Origin of the sequence: Aeromonas sp. Lyrl_2 (genome assembly GCF_051948815.1) — a bacterium.
Taxonomy (GTDB): domain Bacteria; phylum Pseudomonadota; class Gammaproteobacteria; order Enterobacterales; family Aeromonadaceae; genus Aeromonas; species Aeromonas veronii.
This window is the reverse complement of sequence record NZ_JAYJLJ010000003.1, coordinates 56,096-73,375: the sequence shown is the minus strand read 5'-3', so window position 1 is coordinate 73,375 and position 17,280 is coordinate 56,096. Positions and strand designations below refer to the sequence as shown.

Annotated in this window: 14 protein-coding genes and 1 riboswitch; of the genes, 9 read left to right on the top strand and 5 right to left on the bottom strand. The window is 58.5% G+C overall.

All coding sequences use genetic code 11. The features are described from left to right. The first annotated feature begins 4 nt into the window (after positions 1 to 4). Together flgL and mgtE are read left to right on the top strand one after the other, a co-directional pair. Positions 5 to 1,213: a flagellar hook-associated protein FlgL gene (gene flgL, locus VF684_RS03345; RefSeq protein ID WP_118853613.1), complete on the top strand. Its 1,209-nt coding sequence runs from the start codon at positions 5 to 7 to the stop codon at positions 1,211 to 1,213. A 183-nt stretch (positions 1,214 to 1,396) separates the two neighbouring features. Continuing rightward, positions 1,397 to 1,566, top strand: a riboswitch (M-box (ykoK) riboswitch). Between the two features lie 122 nt (positions 1,567 to 1,688). Beyond that, positions 1,689 to 3,032, top strand: a complete 1,344-nt coding sequence (gene mgtE / locus VF684_RS03340; RefSeq protein ID WP_139441531.1) for a magnesium transporter — start codon at positions 1,689 to 1,691, stop codon at positions 3,030 to 3,032. Between the two features lie 60 nt (positions 3,033 to 3,092). Here mgtE and ppx read toward each other — a convergent pair whose 3' ends face one another. The 3 genes from ppx to VF684_RS03325 all read right to left on the bottom strand — a co-directional run bounded on the left by ppx (position 3,093) and on the right by VF684_RS03325 (position 7,229). Continuing rightward, positions 3,093 to 4,583, bottom strand: a complete 1,491-nt coding sequence (ppx, locus tag VF684_RS03335; protein ID WP_139441530.1) for an exopolyphosphatase — start codon at positions 4,581 to 4,583, stop codon at positions 3,093 to 3,095. After that, positions 4,573 to 6,642 (bottom strand): polyphosphate kinase 1, encoded by a 2,070-nt coding sequence (gene ppk1 / locus VF684_RS03330; RefSeq protein WP_279461887.1) that lies wholly within the window; start codon positions 6,640 to 6,642, stop codon positions 4,573 to 4,575. Before ppk1 ends, ppx begins: the two co-directional genes overlap by 11 nt. A 71-nt stretch (positions 6,643 to 6,713) precedes the next feature. After that, positions 6,714 to 7,229, bottom strand: a complete 516-nt coding sequence (locus VF684_RS03325) for a glycine cleavage system protein R (RefSeq protein ID WP_118853615.1) — start codon at positions 7,227 to 7,229, stop codon at positions 6,714 to 6,716. 196 nt (positions 7,230 to 7,425) lie between these two features. On the opposite strand from VF684_RS03325, the gene VF684_RS03320 reads away from it, so the two are divergent. From VF684_RS03320 to VF684_RS03300, 5 genes are all read left to right on the top strand, one after another. Further along, positions 7,426 to 8,304, top strand: a complete 879-nt coding sequence (locus tag VF684_RS03320) for a DUF2726 domain-containing protein (protein WP_118853616.1) — start codon at positions 7,426 to 7,428, stop codon at positions 8,302 to 8,304. A 268-nt stretch (positions 8,305 to 8,572) separates the two neighbouring features. After that, positions 8,573 to 9,994, top strand: coding sequence for a sigma-54 dependent transcriptional regulator (locus VF684_RS03315; protein WP_162895325.1), 1,422 nt, complete (start codon positions 8,573 to 8,575; stop codon positions 9,992 to 9,994). A 106-nt stretch (positions 9,995 to 10,100) separates the two neighbouring features. Beyond that, positions 10,101 to 11,135, top strand: coding sequence for a sensor histidine kinase (locus tag VF684_RS03310; protein WP_118853617.1), 1,035 nt, complete (start codon positions 10,101 to 10,103; stop codon positions 11,133 to 11,135). Then, positions 11,132 to 12,475, top strand: a complete 1,344-nt coding sequence (locus tag VF684_RS03305) for a sigma-54-dependent transcriptional regulator (RefSeq protein WP_279459272.1) — start codon at positions 11,132 to 11,134, stop codon at positions 12,473 to 12,475. The genes VF684_RS03310 and VF684_RS03305 overlap by 4 nt, the downstream gene beginning before the upstream one ends. A 141-nt stretch (positions 12,476 to 12,616) precedes the next feature. Further along, positions 12,617 to 13,378, top strand: a complete 762-nt coding sequence (locus tag VF684_RS03300) for a Nif3-like dinuclear metal center hexameric protein (RefSeq protein ID WP_440173764.1) — start codon at positions 12,617 to 12,619, stop codon at positions 13,376 to 13,378. Between the two features lie 222 nt (positions 13,379 to 13,600). Here VF684_RS03300 and purN read toward each other — a convergent pair whose 3' ends face one another. Beyond that, complete coding sequence (purN, locus tag VF684_RS03295) at positions 13,601 to 14,239, bottom strand: phosphoribosylglycinamide formyltransferase (protein ID WP_019446697.1); 639 nt, start codon at positions 14,237 to 14,239, stop codon at positions 13,601 to 13,603. Continuing rightward, on the bottom strand, positions 14,236 to 15,273 hold the full coding sequence (gene purM / locus VF684_RS03290) for a phosphoribosylformylglycinamidine cyclo-ligase (protein WP_021231046.1): 1,038 nt from the start codon (positions 15,271 to 15,273) through the stop codon (positions 14,236 to 14,238). Before purM ends, purN begins: the two co-directional genes overlap by 4 nt. Positions 15,274 to 15,449: 176 nt before the next feature. On the opposite strand from purM, the gene upp reads away from it, so the two are divergent. Continuing rightward, the gene (upp, locus tag VF684_RS03285) at positions 15,450 to 16,076 is read left to right on the top strand and encodes a uracil phosphoribosyltransferase (RefSeq protein ID WP_005334115.1); all 627 of its coding nucleotides are present in this window, start codon (positions 15,450 to 15,452) and stop codon (positions 16,074 to 16,076) included. Between the two features lie 150 nt (positions 16,077 to 16,226). Further along, entirely contained in the window at positions 16,227 to 17,246 is a 1,020-nt protein-coding gene (locus VF684_RS03280; protein WP_107685161.1) for a DUF2066 domain-containing protein, read from the top strand. Positions 17,247 to 17,280: the final 34 nt, after the last annotated feature.

The window sequence follows — 17,280 nt, the reverse complement described above, 5'->3', positions numbered from 1 at the left end:
CGTCATGCGCATCACCACCAACATGATCTACGACCGGAATTTATATTCCCTCAACAGTGCCAACGAGCGGTTGAATACTGCCTATCAACAGTTGCAAACCGGCAATAAATTTCAGACTGCCGGCGAAGATCCCGCAGGGATGAGCCAGAAGATGGCTCTGACCAAGGAGATTGACCTGTTCAAGCAGTACAGTGTCAATGGCAGCTTGCTGGAAAACAGCCTGGGGCATGAAGAGACAGTATTGGATTCTCTTAATACGGCAATGCTCAGTGCCCAGACCCTGATCCAGAAGTCAAATAACGGCTCTATCAGTGACGATGATCGCAAGGCCATCGCCAGCGAGCTTGAAGGGTTGCAGCAGCAGATGTTCGACCTGATGAATAGCAAAAACTCATCGGGTGAATTTATATTTGGTGGCAATCAGAGCAAGACCCAGCCATATATAAAAGACGTCAACGGAAAATATATTTATCAGGGTGATCCAGGTCAGCGAAATATTCAGGTCTCACCCACAGTACAAATCGCAGCCAATGATTCCGGGCAGGATCTGTTTGAAATCGTGGCGACCAGAAGAACCGCCAGTGCAACCACCGCAAATATCAAGGTCGGGGTCGGCGATCAGGGTAACTTTGATAATTTCTATAAGTCCAATTATAACTCGGCACTGCCCAGCAACACTTATACCGTATCAACCACCATAGGCCCGCCGGATACCTATGATATCAAGGATGCCGGTGGCAATACGTTGCAAACGGGTAACTATACTGCTGGCACCAAGATCCCCTTCAATGGTCTGGAGTTGACCCTTGATTTGCCTGCAGGTGGTGCGGCTCAGCAGTTTGACCTTAATCCACCGAAGAATGACAACATATTGAATGGTATGTCGGATTTTATTACCGCCTTGCGTGATCCTGCTATTACCGCTGACAACTTTGCGCTGGAAGTAGCCGATGCCACCGTTCATATGAAAAATGCCCGCCTGAATATTGACCATGGATTGGGTGAGTTGGGCGGCCGGATGAACAGTCTGGAGCAGGCTATGGGCTCCAATGAGGGATTGAGTACCCTCAACGCCGAGGCGAGAGCCAAGGTATCGGAAGCAGATCTCTATGAAGTGATTTCCGCGCTGTCAAAAGAGGATGCGGCATTGAGTGCCTCGCAACTCTCTTTCAGCAAAATAAGCCGTCTGACACTGTTTGACTATATTCGCTAATTAAAGAAGGGGCCCTTTGGGGCCTTTTCTTTTATCACTGTTCTGTAAATTGGTTCCGTCTCATCTCCTGTCAATTGTAACAAGCTGTTGCCGTTGCCCATTTAATGGTGGTTGCGGGGTTGACCTCCCTGCGGGATTGGATAATCATGCCGCCCGCACAACAGAGGGTTGTGCGAATTATTTGCAGCATCTCGTTAGGCGAGGCTCCTGTATAAACACAGGCCACTGATCTCACGACGTCCAGAGACGCCCAAGATCAGGACAGTTTTCATCGGATTAAGGTGTAAACCCAAGTGGCTTCCGGCATGCCGGATACGTTATACAGTGCTAAAGCTGGTACGTGGGGATGATGACACGCCGAACGGCGTCATTTCCTGCCTATTACTCGTCAATCAAATTGCTGTTTTCTTGTCGTTGCCTCCGGCTATTTCCGGAGGCATTCAGGCTCGCCTGAAATCACATGAGGATATCTGTGATGAAGAAAACACATACCATTCTTAACCGTCACCAACTGCTCGATCTGGCCGCCCTGCAGGGTTGGCTGGAACATAATCTGGATCCGGTTCAGCGCGCCGATCAACTGTTGACCCTGCGTCCGGAAGAGCTCAACTGTATCTTTGATACCCTGCCAATCCCGCAAGGTGCCGAACTGCTCGGCTCACTCTCGGCCGAGAGTGCCGGGCGCCTGTTGCAGCGGCTCCATGGCAGCATCGTCAGCGTGTTGCAGGAGGCCATTCCCCGCCGTGATATGGTCGCCATCCTGCGCAAACTGAGTCGTCAGGATCGCACCATGTTGCTGGCTCGCTTCCCGCCCCAGGTGCAGGCCATCTACTACTCCCTGCTGGATTGGCCCACCGAGTCGGTGGGGGCCAACATGCGCCACGAATATCTGGCGGTGCGGGAGGAGGACACGGTCGGTCACGCCAAACAGCTGATCCACGATGCCTGGGACAATGCCCAGCTGTTTCGCCATATCTATGTGGTCAACGGGGATGGTCGTCTGCAAGGGAGCCTCTCCCTCAAGACCTTGCTGATTGCCGACCCGCTGGCCAGTGTTGCGACCCTGATGGATCGGGAGACTGTGCGGATCAACGCCCGTGCGGATCAGGAGCTGGCAGCGCGCCTGCTGATCGACCGCGACCTGTCGGTATTGCCGGTCGAGGATCAGGGGCGACTGGTCGGTATTTTCCACGTCGATGATGCAGCGGATATTCTGGAGCTCGAATCCACCGAGGATGCCGAGATGCAGGGGGGCTCATCACCGCTCGATACCCCTTACTTGCAGGCGACGCCCTGGCAGCTGTGGCGCAAACGGGTGGGCTGGCTGCTTATCCTGTTTGTGGCGGAAGCCTACACCGGCACCGTGCTGCGGGCATTCGAGGAGCAGCTGGAAGCGGCCATCGCGCTGGCCTTCTTTATCCCCTTGCTGATCGGTACTGGTGGTAACAGCGGCACCCAGATCACCACCACCATAGTACGTGCCATGGCGGTCGGGGAGGTTAGTCTGCGCAATCTCGGTACCGTGCTGAAAAAGGAGCTATCCACCGGTCTGCTCATCTCGGGGGCCATTGCCATGGCGGCCTGGGTACGGGCATGGAGTCTCGGCGTCGGTCCCCAGATTGGTATGGTAGTGACCTTTACCATCATCGCCATCGTGCTCTGGAGTGCCACGGTCGCATCCATTATTCCCATGGTGCTGCGCCGTTTTCGCATCGATCCGGCGGTGGTCTCTGCGCCATTCATCGCGACATTGGTGGATGGCACCGGTCTTATGATCTACTTCGAGATGGCCAAGTGGTTGTTGCCCGAGTTGCAGTAACCGGGAGATTGAGATGCAAAAGGCAGCCAGTGGGCTGCCTTTTGCATTTATCTTTTCGGTTTAGCCGAGCTGGAACAACAGTGGCCAGCCCTGCTCCTGGCAATAACGATGCTCCTTCTCCAGATTCTGCATCAGGAGACGGTTCTCCTCGCACCAGTCGATCGGCAGGGTCACGACCAGCTGATCCCCTTGTATCGCGACTTTCCACTCGGGCAGCAGGTTGTCCTGGCGCTTGTGGTGAGCGGCGACTGCGAGGCGCAGGATGCGGATGCAGCGCAACACCGTTTGCATGTCGTGGTTGGGCAGGGGAGGCAGCTCGGAGAGCTTGAGCCCCTTGCGCTGAAAGCGTACTAGCGCGGCCAGCAGAGCCTGATCGTCCTGGTTGAAGCCAGGCAGGTCGGTGTGTTGCAGGATATAGGCTGAGTGGCGATGAATGCCGCTGTAGTTGATGGCAAGGCCAATTTCGTGCAGCCGCGCCGCCCAGCCGAGGATGGCGCGATAGGGCTCTATCTCCATCTGCCAGGGCTCTTGCAAGGCATCAAACAGGGTCAGCACGCTCTGCTCCACCCGGGCTGCTTGTTTGCGGTCCATCCGGTAGTGGGTGCCGAGCGCCTGTGCGGTGCGCTCGCGAATATCGTGGTGCTGCAAGCGCTCCTCGAACTCATACAGCAATCCTTCGCGCAGCGCACCATCGGAGTAGTCGAGCCGCTCGATGGGCAGCGAAGTAAACAGCCCGAGCAGGATGGCTACCGCAGCGGCAAACACCTCCTGACGCTCCTCGGTAAGCCCGACCAGTTTGAGGTTATCGACTCGCTTGCGCTCAATCATCAGCGCCTTGAGCCGCTCCAGCCCCTCCAGCGTAATGCTGCCGTCAGTCAGCCCTTCGCCTTGCAGTACATCCCGTACCGTACGAATGGAGCCTGAGCTGCCAAGGCAGCTCTGCCAGCCCAGCTTGCGGTACTGGTTGACGATGGGGGCGAGCTGGTGCTGCGCCTCCAGCACGGCATTGGTGAAGTGCTTGTCGCTCAGCTTGCCGCTGGCAAAGAAGCTCTGGGTAAAGCTGACGCAGCCCATCTTGCGACTGGTAAGGGCCTTGTGTTCAAACCCTTCACCGATGATGAGCTCAGTGCTGCCGCCGCCGATATCGATCACCAGTACCTGGCCCTCGATATGCTGGGTATGGGCAACCCCCTGATAGATGAGCCGTGCTTCTTCCTGCCCGCTGATGATCTCGATGGGGTGGTTGAGCACCTTGGCTGCTTCACTCACAAATTCGCGCGCGTTGCTGGCACGGCGCAGGGTATAGGTACCTGCGATGCGGATCTGATCCGGCTTGATATTGGTGAGTCGCTCGGCAAACAGCGAGAGGCAGGCGAGGCCGCGTTCCATCGCCTCCGGGCTCATCCGCTTCTGCTCATCCATCCCTTCCGCCAGACGCACCCGCTCTTTGATGCGATCGACGATGCGAAAACGCCCTTCGCTCAGATGGGCTATCACCATGTGAAAACTGTTGGAGCCGAGATCCACGGCGGCATAGAGACTATTGTCCATTGTTTGACTCGATACGTTTGAGATAGTCGTAAATCGCCACCTGAGAGCGGATCTTGCGGCGGTTGCCCCGCTTCACATATTCGTTCTGCTGGTCGGCATCAATGACCCGCGCCTTGCAGGTATCACTCAGTTGTAGTTCGAGAATGTCCATGATGCGCTGCTTGAGGCGCTCATCATAAATGGGGGTGCCCACCTCAATACGGCCGTCGATATTGCGGCTCATCCAGTCGGCGCTGGAGATATAGAGCTGGGGGTTGCCCTTGTTGTGGAACACCATCACCCGCGGGTGCTCGAGGAAGCGGTCGATGATGCTGATCACCTTGATGTTGTCACTGAGGCCCGGCACGCCCGGACGCAGGGCACACATGCCCCGGATGATCATCTGGATCGGTACTCCCGCCTGACCGGCGGCATAGAGGCGGTTGATGAGATCCTTGTCCACCAGATTGTTGATCTTGAGGATGATGCCGCTCGGCTGGCCCGCCTTGGCGTTGGAGAGCTCGTTGTCGATGAGGCGATAGAGCTGACGGCGGCTGTTGATGGGGGAGACCAGCAGGTGGTTGAACTTGTAACGCTTATAGGGGTACTCGATGTATTCAAACACCCCTTCCACTTCGGCGGTGATATCCGGATTGCGGGTCAGCAGCGAGAAGTCGGTGTAGGTCTTGGCGGTCTTCTCGTTGAAGTTGCCTGTGCCGATATGGGCATAGCGCACCGGCTCGCCATTTTCGTGGCGGGTGATGAGGCAGAGCTTGGAGTGGATCTTGAGGCTTGGTACCCCGAACACCACCTTGACTCCGGCATCGGTAAGGATGTTGGCCCAGTCGATGTTGGCCGCCTCGTCGAAACGGGCGCGCAGCTCGACCACCACGGTCACCTTCTTGCCGTTGTTGGCGGCATCGATGAGGGAGTGGATGATCCGCGACTTCTTGGCCACCCGGTAGATATTGATGCGAATGGCGCTGACCGCCGGATCGAACGCCGCTTGGCGCACCAGTTCGGTGAAGTGGTGGAACTTGTGATACGGGTAGTAGAGCAGAATATCCTGCTTGGTGATGGCATCGAAGGCGTTGACGAAGCCGTCAAAATCGCGGCAATCGAGGGCCGGCAGTTTGGGGTTTTCCAGATAGTCACGGCCCACATTGGGGAAACCGATGAAATCCTTGAAGTTGTGATAGCGCCCACCCGGCATGATGGCGTCGTAGGAGCTGATCTGCAACTTGAGCTTGAGGAAGCTTATCATGGCAGCGGGCATCTCCCGCTCGTAGACGAAGCGCACCGGCATGGCGGTAAGGCGCTGCTTCAAGCCGTCACTCATCTTGTCCACCAGGCTCAAGTCCAGCTGGTCGGAGAGATCGTATTCGGCATCCCGGGTCAGCTTCACCGCATAGGCGGCAATCTCGTCGTAGTCGAAGAAGCCTTTGAAAATCTCGTCGAGACAGAAGCGGATGACGTTATCCAGAATGATGATCTGCTTCTTGCGGCGGGTCCCTTCCGGCGGCAGCTGGAAGAAGCGGGGCAGGTCGTCGGTCGGCACTTCCACCAGGGCGTACTGGATCACCTGACCGTTCTTCTTCATCTCGATGGCCAGATAGGTGTACTCATCCTTGAGGAATTTGACCGGATTGACCTCCTTGTTGAGCAGGATCGGGATGATGTGACGCAGCACCTTCTCCTTGAAGAAGACCCGCAGCCACTTCTGAATGGCATCGGAGAGCTGGTTCTCGTTGACCAGGAAGATGTTGTGGCGAGCGAGCGCAATCAACAGCTCCTTGTAGGTGTTGTCGAACGCTTCACCGAGCGTCATCACTTTTTGCTGGATGGCACGCAGCAGCACTTTCGCTTCATCGTCGCCACCATGTACTTCATTGATGAGGATGCGGCGCTTGACGTCCGATACCCGTACCTTGAAGAACTCATCCTGGTTGGAGGAGAAGATCCCCAGAAAACGAACCCGCTCGATGAGGGGCACCGTCTTGTCCATTGCCTCTTGCAACACCCGTTCATTGAATGAGAGCCAGCTCAGCTCTTTCTCTTCATACTGCTTGTCGGTGCTCATCTTGTGCCTCTGTTTCAGGTCGCGTCTGCGCGGCAGTTATGGCGTTAATATATGACAAATAAATGACAGGATTATGACTCGCTGAACGCTTCGTCGATGTCGACCACCAGATCGTCGGAGAGGGATTCCAGCGCGGTGATAAGCGTATCCATCGCGAGCCCGTCGGGCAGGGCAACCAGCGCATGGGCATAGAAGAGCGGGGCGCCGGAGTGGGGAGCCGGTTCACAGCCGGTGGTGAGATCGGCCACGTTGATCTCGAGCTGGCGCAGGATGCTGGCTACTTCATGGACGATGCCGGGGCGGTCGTTGCCGGTCACTGTCATCATGACTTGATGAGCTGGCTCGGCGGTAGGTGTCCCTTCGGCAAAGCTGATGGTCAGACCCGGTAGCAGGGCCAGTGCTTCGCACAGGCTGCGATAGTGCTCATCGGGGACAGAGGCATGGAGGATACCGGCAAATTGGCCCGCCAGTTCGCTCATGGCGCTGCCCAGCCAGTTGCCCTGCTCGCGGCTGATGACTGCTGCCAGACTCTCGACGATCCCGGGTTTGTCTGCACCGATCACGGTGACCACCAATTGCTTTTGCATCCTGCTCTCCTTGAAATGGATTTTCTTACTCTATCCCTATTGTGCCTGCTGGGGCTGGTCATATGAACCCCCGCCTGCTGACAAATAGATAAAAAGACGGGACTTTTCACTTTCTATACACGGGTCTGCTGCCTTGCTCCGTGGCGGCTGTGGTAAAGTAATTCCCCTTTCGTGTCGTGAACTGGATCGTGCTCTCATGAATACCCTTGTCCTATCGGGATTGTTGTTGCTGGCGCTGCTTGTGCTGGCGATCTTCTGGAGCAGAGGCAGACAGCAAAAGCGCCTGCCCTATGATATGCAGGAGACCCTGTTCAGTCCTGCCGAACGATCGTTCCTTGGGGTGCTGGATCTGGCGGTGGGTGACAAGGCCCGGGTCTTTGCCAAGGTGCGGGTGGCCGATGTGCTGACGCCGCAGGCCGGGATCGGCAAGAGCAAATGGCAGCAGCACTTCAACAAGATCAGTGCCAAGCATTTCGACTATCTGCTTTGCCACCCCGCGGATCTCTCCTTTATCTGCGCCATCGAACTCGATGACAGCTCCCATCGTCACCAGAAGCGCAAGGCGCGCGACCTTTTTCTGAAAACCGCCTGCGACAGCGCCGGTCTGCCGTTGCTGCAGATCCCAGCAAGTGCCAGCTATCTGGTGGAAGAGCTGCGCGAACAGATCCTGCCGCTGCTGGTCAAAACCAGCGAACCATTGATCGACGATTTGCCGCACGGGGCGCGCCGCGAGCCGACGTTCAACCCTCTGCTGCTGGACGGTGTGGATGTAGGTGCCGGGATGCGTGGCCGTACTGCCCATGCCGAGGCGATCTCGCCTGCGTCGCTCCACGAGCCCGCCATCCAGCCCAAGGGGGTGATGGAGGCGCCACAGAGTGAGGGGGAGCTGGTCGATAGCCTGTTCGCCGATGTAGAGGATGACGAGGAGCATGAAGTACACCACTGCCCCCGTTGCAATGCGCCGCTGGTGGAGCGGGAGGCGAAAAAAGGCCCCCACGCCGGTCGACTCTTTCTGGCTTGCAGCCGTTTTCCAGAGTGTCGTTACGCGGCGCCGCACCACCATAATCGCCACTGAGTGCGCTTCACCGTGTTGCATGCTGCCCTCTGACGAGGGCAGTTTTCTTTCCGCCATTGGCGGCGTTTGTTAACGGCGCCAATGCAGAAAATTCCTCGGCAAAATTTATCTAATCTCCCGTTTCTGTCGATACACTTAGCCTGAATACGACAATTTTTGACAATGTGTCGGAATTTTGGCACTTTGTGTGCCAGCAAAAAGACAGTCGGTAGCTGTTTTATCATCAAATAAAACAATAAGTTAGTTCAGGACATCGCGAGGAATGGATATGGTGGAGATGGGCGTGTTGATTGTTGATGCCGATGCGCAGCGGCGCCAACAGTTGGGAACCGTGCTCTCGTTTATGGGGATCCCGTGGCAGGAGGTGGCACAAAGTGATCTGGATGTGGCCATCGAATCCTCCGGTCCGCTGCAAGGGGTGCTGGTGGGTGAGCTGACCGACCGTCCCTTGTCAGATCTGCTGGCCGCCTTCCCCCGTACCCCCTTCCTCTCGCTGGTTGAGGCCGATCTGCCCAACAGCAACTTTATCGGGGTCGCGATCTCGCCCTTTACCTATGAATCCCTTACTCGTCATCTGCACTTCTGTCAGGCCTTTGTATCCTTGCATCCCCGTCAGCAGACCCATGACAAGGGGCAGGCCCTGCTGCGTTTGCTGGTGGGCAAAGGGAAGGGGATCCAGGAGGTACGCCGCCTCATCAGCCAGGTGGCCGAGACCGATGCCAACGTGCTGATCCTCGGGGAGTCTGGCACTGGTAAAGAGGTGGTGGCGCGCGCTATCCATGAACTCTCTTCCCGCAGCAGTGGCCCCTTCGTGCCCATCAACTGCGGCGCTATTCCGGCCGAATTGCTGGAGAGCGAACTGTTTGGCCACGAGAAGGGGGCGTTTACCGGTGCCATCGCGGCTCGTCGCGGTCGCTTCGAGCTGGCGCAGGGGGGCACCCTGTTCCTCGACGAGATCGGCGACATGCCGATGCCGATGCAGGTCAAACTGCTGCGGGTGCTGCAGGAGCGGTTGTTCGACCGGGTCGGTGGCGGCAAGCCCATTCAGGCCGATGTGCGCATCATAGCGGCGACCCACCGGGATCTGGAGGCGATGATCCGCACTCAGGGTTTTCGTGAAGATCTCTACTACCGCCTCAACGTCTTCCCCATTGAGACGCCGCCGCTGCGGGATCGCATCGATGACATCCCGCTGCTGCTGCAGGAGCTGCTCAACCGCCATGCCGAGCAGCACCATGGCTTTATCCGGTTGACCCAGCGGGCGCTGGAGTCACTGATGCAGTACCCCTGGCCCGGCAACGTGCGCGAGCTCTCTAACCTGCTGGAGCGGCTGTTGATCCTCTATCCACACCAGATCGTCGATGTGGCGGATCTGCCGAGCCGTTATCGCCTGCTGCCGAGCGAGCCGCGGGATGAGCGGCTGACCGAGATGGATGAACGGGATGCGCTGGCGGCGGTGTTTCAGGATCCGCCCGAGCTGGATCACTCCCTCGCCTCGGCCCGCACCATGCAGCTGCCGGAGGAGGGGGTCAACCTCAAAGAGATGCTGGCCGACCTTGAAGTGGAGCTGATCCGTCAGGCGCTGGAGTCTCAGGACGGGGTGGTGGCCCGCGCCGCCGATCTGCTTGGCATGCGGCGTACTACCCTGGTGGAGAAGATGAAAAAGTACGGGATGAGCAAGGACGTCTAAGGGTCAAAGCCTTGACGCTAATGCGCAATTCATTGTTTTAATTCATATAATTTAGTGGCATGAAAATTGAATAACCTGACCCAATAGCCAGTTTGAGGTCAGGTTTATGACAATCCAGCAGCAGGACATGCCACTCCAGTCCCACGAAGTGAGCCAGCTCTATGCCATCTTCAAGGCGCTCCCCACCGGGGTGTTGCTGCTTGACGGGGCTGGAGTGGTCACCCGCGCGAATCCGGCGGCCATCTCCCTGCTGGGGGAGCCGTTGGAAGGGGAGCTCTGGCGCCACATCATTGCCCGCTGCTTCGAGCCGCGCGAGGATGATGGCCACGAGATCTCCCTGCGCGACGGGCGCCGGGTCCAGCTCTCGACCCAGCCGCTGCCGGATCAGCCCGGCCAGCTGGTCTTTATCAATGACCTGACCGAAACCCGTAAACTGCAAGACCGCATCAATCACATGAAGCGGCTGTCGGCGCTCGGCAATATGGCGGCCTCGCTCGCCCACCAGATCCGCACACCGCTCTCCGCTGCCATGCTTTATGCCGCAAACCTGGCCAACCGCACCCTCAAGCCGGAATCCCGCACTCAGTTTCAGCAAAAGCTGATGGCCCGTTTGCAGGATCTGGAGAAGCAGATCAACGACATCCTGCTGTTCGCCCGCAACGGTGACAATCAGGTGGTCACCCCGATCTCGGTACAAGGGCTGCTGGCCGAAGTGCAGGCCGGTGCCGAGGCCTTCTGTCAGCAACAGGGCTGCGAGCTGCACATGGAGGCGCCAGAGCCCGATCTCTGTCTGCTGGCCAACAGCAGCGCGTTGGCGGGAGCCATCAACAATCTGATTGCCAATGCCCAGCAGGCGGGGGCCACCTCACTCTTGGTCAGCGCGGTGCGCAGCGGTGCCCGGGTGGAGATGCGGGTCATCGATAATGGCAAGGGGATCCCTTCCCATCAGCTCGGTCAGGTATTCGAACCCTTCTTTACCACTCGCTCCCAAGGCACTGGTCTCGGACTGGCGGTGGTGCAATCTGTAGTGCGTGCCCATCAGGGGGAGGTCGGTGTGGCCTCGGTTCCCGGTGAAGGCACCTGCTTTACTCTGTCGTTCCCCCTGCACCAGCAAACGGTGCAGCTTGGAGGTGTAGCATGACACAGGCCAGGATCCTGGTAGTTGAAGATGACAATGGCCTGCGCGAAGCGCTGGTGGATACCTTGTTGCTCGGCGGTTATGAGTGCCGTGAAGCGGACAGCGGCGAGCGGGCTCTGCTGGCCCTCTCCCGTCAGCCGTTTGACATGGTGATCTCCGATATCCAGATGGGGGGGATGGACGGCCTCACCCTGTTGGCTACCATCCGCCAGCAATATCCACAGATACCTGTGCTGCTGATGACCGCCTACGCCAATATCGATGGCGCGGTGCGCGCCATGCGTGAAGGGGCCATCGACTATCTGGCCAAGCCATTTTCGCCAGAGGTGCTGCTCAATCAGGTCAGCCGCTATGTGCCCGCCCAGAAGGTGGAGAAGCGCGCCGTGGTCTACGGGGATCCCAAAACTGCCGAGCTGTTCCAGCTGGCGACCCGGGTGGCCAGAAGCGAAGCGACCGTGATGGTGACCGGCCCGAGCGGGACGGGTAAAGAGGTGCTGGCCCGTTACATTCACGATAACTCCAGCCGCGCCGAGCAGCCCTTTATCGCCATCAACTGTGCCGCCATTCCGGAAAACATGCTGGAGGCGACCCTGTTTGGCTACGAGAAGGGGGCCTTCACCGGTGCGGTGCAGGGGTGCCCGGGCAAGTTCGAGCAGGCGCAGGGAGGCACCCTGCTGCTTGACGAGATCACCGAGATGGATCAGGGGCTGCAAGCCAAATTGCTGCGGGTGTTGCAGGAGAAAGAGGTGGAGCGGCTCGGCAGTCGCAAGATGATCCCGCTGGATGTGCGGGTCATCGCTACCAGCAACCGGGATTTGAAAAAAGCGGTGCAGGATGGCCTGTTTCGCGAAGATCTTTACTATCGTCTCAACGTCTTTCCGCTGCGCTGGTCTGCCCTCTGCGAGCGGCCCGGGGATATTCTGCCGCTGGCGGAACATCTGCTGGCGCTTCATGCCAGTCAGCAGGGGTTACCGACACCACAGTTGACGGACGCCTCGCGGGAGCGACTGCTGGCCCACCCCTGGCCCGGCAATGTGCGGGAGCTGGACAACGTGGTACAGCGCGCCCTGATCCTCAGCCCCGATGGGGTCATTGATTGTGACCACCTTATTCTGGAAGAGCTGGACGAGCAGGAGATGGAGTTTGTCAGCGTGGAGCGCAGCTATGGCGGCGATCGCCTCGGCAGCGAACTCAAGCAGCAGGAGCACCAGATCATCCTCGACACCCTGCAAGATTGTAACGGCAGCCGCAAGGCGGTGGCCGACCGACTCGGCATCAGCCCGCGCACCCTGCGCTACAAACTGGCCCAGATGCGGGAGGCGGGGATCGATCTGCCAGCCTGAGGCCGGGAGGGAAACCGCACTGTGTGGGGGCTGTCATGGTCTTGATGGCCCGGCTCGATTATCATGGGGCCCTTGGCGCTTTGAGCCTGGGCCCTGTTTTTATTGGTAAAGCAGGGGACCGAGCCTTAATAAGGGACCCCTATGATCTCTCATCGAAAACTCGAAACCGTACTGAACCATCTGCTCGAACCGCACGCTATCAAGGATTACTGCCCCAACGGCTTGCAAGTGGAGGGGCGTGAGCGCATTCGCAAGGTAGTGACCGGTGTCACCGCCAGTCAGGCGCTTATCGACGCGGCGGTGGCTGCCGAGGCCGATGCCATTCTGGTCCATCACGGCTACTTCTGGAGCGGTGAACCGGCCCAGATCACCGGCATGAAGCAGCGTCGGCTCAAGACCCTGCTGACCCACGATATCAACCTGTTTGCCTACCACTTGCCGCTGGATGTTCACCCCGAGGTGGGTAACAACGCCCAGCTCGCCAAGCTGCTCGACATCAAGGTACGCCGTGGTCTGGAGCCGTGGAACAGCAAGAGCGTCGCCATGGTGGGCAAGCTGGAAGAGCCGATGAGCGGCGCCGACTTTGCCAAACTGATTGTCGAGCGCCTTGGCCGTGAACCACTCTATTGTGGCGACAGCGGCCCCGAGCTGATCCGCTCCGTGGCCTGGTGCACCGGCGGCGGTCAGAGCTACATCAATCTGGCGGCGGAGCAGGGCATCGATGCCTTTATCTCCGGTGAAGCCTCCGAGCAGACCATTCACACCGCTCGCGAGATGGGGATGCACTTCTACGCCGCTGGCCATCACGCTACCGAGCGTTACGGCGTCAAGGCGCTGGGGGAGTGGCTGGCGACTGTGCACGGGCTGGATGTGACCTTTATCGATATCGACAATCCGGTCTAAACCTGTCCACGATCTGGCTACGAAACCGTGATCAAGGCTCATGTGCTGCTCGGAATCCTCACGTATGTCTATACGCTCCGGTTCCTGGGCAGCTTGTAACCTTGTTGACGGTTTCTCGCTGCAGGTCGTGAACAGGTTTAAGCCTGTGCCTGTGGTGGGAAAATTCAGGAAATAAAAAGGAGGCCATCGGCCTCCTTTTTCACATTTCGACAAGACGTCTGCTTACTCGCAGGCGTAACCAGCGAGGCCCAGCAGGGCGCCATCCAGTTGCACAGCGCCGTCCACCATCTGCAGCCTGCCTTCGCAGAACCAGCGCACCACCAGCGGGTAGATGCTGTGCTCCTGCGCCTGTACTCGTGCCGCTACCTCGTCCGCCGTGTCTCCTTCAAAGATGGGCACGCGGGCCTGCAGGATCACCGGGCCGCCATCCAGTTCTTCGGTCACGAAGTGGACACTGGCGCCGTGTTCACTGTCACCGGCATCTATGGCGCGCTGGTGGGTGTGCAGGCCCTGATACTTGGGCAGCAGGGAGGGGTGGATATTGATCATCCTGCCGGCGAAATGGCGCACCAGATCGCCGCTCAATATCCGCATAAACCCGGCCAGCACCACCAGGTCAGGCTGATAGTCTGCCATCAGCGCCAGCAGGGCGGCGTCATACTCCTCCCGGCTGGCAAACTGCTGCTGGGCCAGAATGGAGGTCGCCACGCCAGCTTCTTTGGCGCGAACCAGACCATAGGCATCGGCCTTGTTGCTGATAACGCCGACCACTTCACCGGCAATCTTGCCGCTGGCGCAGTGGTCGAGGATCGCCTGCAGGTTGCTGCCGCTGCCAGAGATTAGGACGAGGATCCGCATCATTTGATGACGACCTGCTCCTCACCGTCTGCTGCCTTGGCGATATGACCGATGTGCCATGCGTTCTCGCCTTCCGCCTTGAGCAGGGTCAGCGCCTTCTCCAGCTGGTTGGCGGGCAGGGCGATGATCATGCCGACGCCGCAGTTGAAGGTGCGATACATTTCGTGACGGGTGACGTTGCCAGCCTGCTGCAGCCAGCTGAACACTGCCGGCCACTGCCAGCTCTGCTCGTCGATCACCGCTTGGGTGTTGGCGGGCAGGACACGGGGGATGTTCTCCCAGAAGCCACCGCCGGTGATGTGGGACAGGGCGTGGATCTCGCACTCCTTGATGAGCTTGAGCACAGGTTTCACATAGATGCGGGTCGGCTCCAACAGGGCGTTGGCCAGGGTGGTGTCACCCAGCGGCTGATGCACGTCGGCTTTGGAGACTTCCAGAATTTTACGGATCAGGGAGAAGCCGTTGGAGTGAGGGCCGCTGGCAGCCAGCGCGATCAGGGCATCCCCTTCACCGACCTTGCTGCCGTCGATGATTTCGCTCTTCTCCACCACACCGACGCAGAAACCGGCGATGTCGTAGTCTTCCCCTTCATACATACCCGGCATCTCGGCGGTCTCGCCGCCCACCAGGGCACAGCCTGACTGCTCGCAACCGGCACCGATCCCGGTGACTACCGCGGCTGCGGTGTCCACGTCCAGCTTGCCGGTTGCATAGTAGTCGAGGAAGAACAGCGGCTCGGCGCCCTGTACGATCAGGTCATTGACGCACATGGCCACCAGATCGATGCCCACGGTGTCGTGCTTCTTCAGGTCGATGGCCAGCCGCAGCTTGGTGCCCACACCATCGGTACCGGAGACCAGTACCGGCTCCTTGTAGCCCGCAGGGATTTGACACAAGGCCCCAAAGCCGCCAAGACCACCAAGGACTTCAGGACGACGAGTGCGCTTTGACACGCCCTTGATACGTTCAACCAGTGCATTGCCGGCATCGATATCTACGCCAGCATCCTTGTAGCTCAGTGAGGTTTTGTCAGTCACGAGTATTCCCCGTCATGTAAAGAAGTGGAGGGTAAAATTCGGGGCGTATTCTAACAGTGGCGGTGAAAAACCAGAAAGGAAATCGTTTGCGCGTTTTTGCGCGGAAATGCTCTACAAGCGGTGGCTTTTGTTGTATGATTCCGCGATTTTTTTGCGGCAGGTTAGAGGAGATAATAATGAAAGTCGTTGAAGTCAAACACCCCCTGGTCAAACACAAGATCGGTCTGATGCGCGAAGGCGATATCAGCACCAAGCGTTTCCGTGAACTGGCCAAAGAAGTGGGCAGTTTGTTGACCTATGAAGCGACCTCTGACTTCGAAACCGAGAAGGTTATCATCGATGGCTGGAATGGGCCAGTAGAAGTTGACCAGATCAAAGGCAAGAAGGTAACCGTCGTACCCATCCTGCGTGCCGGCCTTGGCATGATGGATGGCGTGCTGGAGCACATGCCGAGCGCCCGCGTCAGCGTGGTCGGTATCTACCGTGATGAAGAGACCCTGCAACCGGTTCCCTATTTCGAAAAGATCGTCAGCAACATCGAAGAGCGTCTGGCGCTGGTCATCGATCCGATGCTGGCCACCGGCGGTTCCATGATCGCCACCATCGATCTGCTGAAGAAGAAAGGCTGCCAATCCATCAAGGTGCTGGTACTGGTTGCCGCGCCGGAAGGGATCAAGGCGCTGGAAGCCGCACACCCTGACGTAGAGCTCTATTGTGCTTCTGTCGACCAGGGGCTGAACGAGAAGGGCTACATCGTGCCGGGTCTGGGCGATGCAGGCGACAAGATCTTCGGTACCAAGTAACTTAATGCTTTAACCTGCTTCCCATGTGGAAGGGGTGATCGGAGCCGGCGCATCGCCGGCTCTGCTGTTTGTGGCCGCTTGTGCCAGCCTTGCCGCAGGATGCGCCTTGCCGCTACCATAAGCACACTCTCCCATTTCGAGACTCTGTTCATGTTCAAACGTGTTGTGACCGCCCTCTGCTGCGGCTTGTCATTCATGGCCTCGGCCGCTCAGGTGACCGACCTCTATCAGGGCAAGGCCCCGACCAGTGGCGACATGGTGGCCGCTCAAGGGCAGGCACTGGGTCAGGTGCTGATCAAGGTGACCGGCAAGCGCGACATCCTCACCCAGCCGGTGGTGGTCAAGGCGCTGGCGGCCCCGGGCGATTATGTCAAAAGCTATGGCTATCAGGATCAGGACGCCGTCAAGTATCTGAAAGCCGAGTTCAAGAGTGATAAGGTCAACAGCCTGGTCTCCGAGAGCCAGTTTGCCCTGCTTGGCCCTGCGCGTCCCCAGATGGCCATCTGGCTGGTGGTGGATCAGGGTGAGCGTCGCTTGCTGGCGGATCAATCCAGCGATGGTTGGGCGCAAGCCTTGCGCGAGCAGGCCCAGACGCTGGGGCTACCCATCAGCATTCCGCTGATGGATCTCGATGACAACATGGCGGTCAGTGCCACCGACGTCTGGGGACGCTTTGCCGACCCGATTTTGCAGGCAAGCCAGCGCTATGGCGCCGAGATGGTGGTGTTGGGCAAGCTGACACCGGAAGGTGACAAGTGGAGCATCGATTGGGGACTCTACGGCCCCAAAGCGGCCGGTGAAGTGGCCGAGCTGACCCGTGGCAATAACACCGGCACTCAGGCCGAAGTGGCGCAAGGGTTCGCCGATACCCTGGCGGCCTGGCTGGTGAAAAACTACGGTGCCCGCATTTCGGGTCCGGCAACCAGCCAGACCCTGGTGGTGGATGGCCTCTCCGAAGTGGACAGCATGATCGCCGTGCAGAAGATGCTGCAGGGGATGGCCAACGTCAGCAAGGTGGCGATCGGCAAACTGGAGGGGGACCAGGTCACCTTCAACTTTACCCTGCAAGGGGAGCAGGCCGAGCTGGTGCGGGCGCTGCAGCTTGAGAGTCGTTTGCGCAAGGTTGACGATAATGGCAGCGGTTTGCGTTACCAATGGTCGCAGCCCTGATTTTATAAGGCTTTTGTAGACCGCCCGGCTTGCC